Raw genomic sequence first — 3,559 nt, forward strand, 5'->3', positions numbered from 1 at the left:
AGCCGCGACACCGTGATCGCCGTGCGCGAGCTCTCGTTGGAGGGCCTCGACGCCCAGCAGCGCAACTGGACCAACGACTCCACCGTCTACACCCACGGCTTCGGCGTCGTCGCCGCCTTCGGCAACACCACCGCCGTCCGCGGCGGGCCGGCGTTCTGGGAGAGCGGCATCCCGTCGACGGGCGCGATGGGCGAGTACGAGCCGCGCATCTACTTCAGCCCGAAGGCCCCCACGTACTCGATCGTCGGCGCGCCCGAGGGCACGAAGTCGTGGGAGCTGGACTACCCGGACGACGCCTCCGGCGGCGCGGTGAACAGCACGTTCCCGACGCAGACGGTGTCCGCCGGCCCGTCCATCTCCAACCCGCTGACCAAGCTGCTCTACGCGCTGAAGTTCGGCTCGGAGCAGATCGTGTTCTCCGACCGCGTGACCAGCGACTCGCAGATCCTCTACGACCGTGACCCGCGCGAGCGCGTCCAGAAGGTCGCGCCGTACCTCACGCTCGACGGCCGGGTGTACCCGGCGGTCGTCGACGGCCGGGTCAAGTGGATCGTGGACGGCTACACCACGTCCGACCAGTACCCGTACTCGGCGTCGCGCCCGCTGGACGAGGCGACGACCGACTCGCTCACCGAGTCGTCCGAGACGGTCCAGGCGCTGCAGCCCAAGACCGTGAACTACATCCGCAACTCGGTGAAGGCCACGGTCGACGCCTACGACGGCTCGGTGACCCTCTACGCGTGGGACGCCCAGGACCCGATCCTCAAGGCGTGGAACCGCACGTTCCCGTCGACGCTCAAGCCCTTGTCGTCCATCGACGGCGACCTCATGAGCCACCTGCGCTACCCCGAGGACCTGTTCAAGGTGCAGCGCTTCCTCCTGGCCCGGTACCACGTGACCGACGCCGGCCAGTTCTTCTCCGGCAACGACTTCTGGGCGAACCCGAACGACCCGACCAGCAGCGTTGCCGTGCCGCAGCCGCCCTACTACCTGACGCTCAAGATGCCGGACCAGGACCAGGCCAGCTTCTCGCTGATGTCGACGTTCATCCCGACCGGCACCAACGCGCGCAACGTGCTGACCGGCTATCTGGCGGTCGACGCGGACGCGGGCAACGAGGCGGGGAAACCCTCGGCGGACTACGGCAAGATGCGCCTGCTCGAGCTGCCACGCGACTCGACCGTGCCCGGACCCGGCCAGGTGAACAACAACTTCGTCGCCGACCCGACCGTGTCCAACGAGCTCAACATCCTCGGCCGCGGCGACTCGCAGGTGGTCCGCGGCAACCTGCTGACCCTGCCGATGGGCGGCGGTCTGCTCTACGTGCAACCCGTCTACGTCCAGGCACGCAGCGGCACCACGTTCCCGCTGCTGCAGCGCGTGCTCGTCGCGTTCGGCGACGACATCGGGTTCGCCGACACCCTCGACGGCGCCCTCGACCAGGTGTTCGGCGGCGACTCCGGTGCCGACGCGGGAGACGCCGGCACGCCACCCGACACCGGCACGCCCCCGGCGGACAACGGCACGGGCACCACGACACCGCCCGCGACGGGCGACGCGACCGCCCGCGCCGAGCTCGACCGTGCGTTGCAGCAGGCCAAGCAGGCCATCAGCGACAGCCAGGCCGCTCTCGCGATCGGCGACTTCGGGGCCTACGGCGAGGCGCAGAAGCGGCTCGACACCGCCGTGCAGAACGCCGTCGACGCCGAGGCGCGACTGGGCCAGTGACGCGACCCGGACCGGCGGAGGGTGATGCACGACACCGCCGGTCCGGGGGCTCGCGATTTGGTGGCCCCTGGGGCGTGGGGTAAGTTGTACTCACCGACGCGGGGTGGAGCAGCTCGGTAGCTCGCTGGGCTCATAACCCAGAGGTCGCAGGTTCAAATCCTGCCCCCGCTACAAATGAAGTTGCAGGTCAGAGGCCCTTTCGCTCCGCGGAGCGAAAGGGCCTCTGGCGTTGATGTGGGCAAGATGTGGGCAAGAGCGGCGGCTGGATGCCCGCGGATTGGTCCGGACCTCGGTGGACAAGAGGCCCCCGAACGCGGGTCAACGTGCTTGGCGCGACCGCTATGGCCGTGCCGAGCCTCACCTGTACCGAGCCGGTGACCAGTACGTGCTCCACATGGATCTTCCGGGCGCCGACCCCGGGACCATCGACGTGAACGTCGAGGACCGCACCCTGACGATCAGGGCGCAGCGCACCGGCAGGCCGGACGAGGGCGTGCAGTGGCTGGCCAAGGAGCGGCCGGTCGGAACCTACGCGAGGCAGCTGACGGTCGGCCGGGGTCTGGCTCTGGACGACATCTCCGCCACGTACACCGACGGCGTCCTGACGGAGAGCATCCCGGTCGCGGAGGAAGCCAAGCCGCGCCGCATCACGGTCCAGCACGGGAGTGACGCGGCTGAGATCACCGCGCAGGCCGACGCCACCGCATAAGGGCAGGCGGTAGGGGCGCGACGCGGACTGCGAGAGCTTCGCCGACGAGGCGAGGGACGTCTTGTGCGGACGAGCCGGACCTCCGCGGCCCTGCCGCGCCCTGTACCAACTCAGTCGTCGGGGAGCGGGTCGGCGAGCTCTGCCGGGCTCGCTGAGGGGCCTACGCAGACAGCTCGGTCAGGAGTGCCGGGATCTCGTCGACGAGCTCGCGCGCCAGGTACCCGACGCGCCCGACACGCACTGCCAGACGATCCCCTGCGGCGGCGTGCAGGTGTGTCGCCCAGCAGGCCGCCTGTTCGGCGTCGGCGCCTCGCGCGAGCAAGCCGACGAGGACGCCCGCGAGGACGTCGCCGCTGCCCGACGTGGCCAGCCCGGGCGATCCGGTGGTCATCTGCCACGAGCGGCCGTCCGGTGCGGCGATCGTGCCCCGACAGGCCACGACGGCCTCGAACTTCGCCGCGATGCGTCGGGGGGCGTCGTCCCCGACGTCGTCGACCCCGAGCAGGATCGCCGCCTCGGTCGCGTTGGGCGTGAGCACCAGGCGACCGGCGAGGGACTCGGCAATCTCGGTGACCCGGGGCAGGACGCCGAGGGCGTAGGCGTCGAGCAGCACCGGTGCTTTCCTGCTGATACGCGGTGTGATCGCACGCAGGAGGTCGACCGTCCGGTCGGCGTCGTCGAGCCCGGGGCCGACGAGCACGGCATCGGCCGCGCCGAGATCGCCGTCGAGCATCTCGGTGCCCGTGCCGTCAGGGGCGCCGGACTCGGTCTCGGGAAGGCCGTGCACGCCCGCCTCGGGGAGCGCGACTGCCAGCTGGACGGCGACCGTTCGCGCCACGGCGATCGTCAGTCGGCCGGCGCCCGCACGCAGCGCGGACGTGCCCGCCAGCAGCGTCGCGCCGGGCGACGACCGAGCGCCGCCGACGACGGCGACCTCTCCCCGGGAGTACTTCGAGCTCCCCGGCGCGGGCAGCGGCCAGTCACGCAGCACCGCCGGCGTGAGGGTCTCAGTGCGGGAGGGCATCGCGGTCCCCGGCGTGCAGGGTGACGGGCGTGTCCTGCCGGACCAGATGCTCGTCCTCGTTCACCTCGCGCGCCTGCCAGCCGTTCGCACTGCGGACC

The 3,559-nt window shown here is 71.1% G+C and carries 3 protein-coding genes and 1 tRNA gene; 3 read left to right on the forward strand and 1 reads right to left on the reverse strand.

Annotated features, from left to right (window positions below):
- From ACXJKG_RS20130 to ACXJKG_RS20140, 3 genes are all read left to right on the forward strand, one after another.
- Positions 1–1,728 (forward strand): UPF0182 family protein (locus ACXJKG_RS20130; RefSeq protein ID WP_456847497.1); only part of this gene is annotated, 1,728 nt, incomplete at its 5' end.
- Between the two features lie 97 nt (positions 1,729–1,825).
- Positions 1,826–1,899 (forward strand) — tRNA-Met (locus ACXJKG_RS20135).
- 61 nt (positions 1,900–1,960) lie between these two features.
- Complete coding sequence (locus ACXJKG_RS20140; RefSeq protein ID WP_456847499.1) at positions 1,961–2,437, forward strand: Hsp20/alpha crystallin family protein; 477 nt, start codon at positions 1,961–1,963, stop codon at positions 2,435–2,437.
- Between the two features lie 160 nt (positions 2,438–2,597).
- On the opposite strand, the gene ACXJKG_RS20145 is transcribed toward ACXJKG_RS20140, so the two are convergent.
- Positions 2,598–3,461: an NAD(P)H-hydrate dehydratase gene (locus ACXJKG_RS20145; protein ID WP_456847498.1), complete on the reverse strand. Its 864-nt coding sequence runs from the start codon at positions 3,459–3,461 to the stop codon at positions 2,598–2,600.
- Positions 3,462–3,559 lie beyond the last annotated feature (98 nt).

The organism is Cellulomonas sp. P5_C6, from assembly GCF_054049635.1.

Coding starts and splice junctions, on each gene's coding strand:
- ACXJKG_RS20140 (WP_456847499.1), top strand. CDS start 1,961: ATGTGGGCAAGATGTGGGCAAGAGCGGCGGCTGGATGCCCGCGGATTG.
- ACXJKG_RS20145 (WP_456847498.1), bottom strand. CDS start 3,461: ATGCCCTCCCGCACTGAGACCCTCACGCCGGCGGTGCTGCGTGACTGG.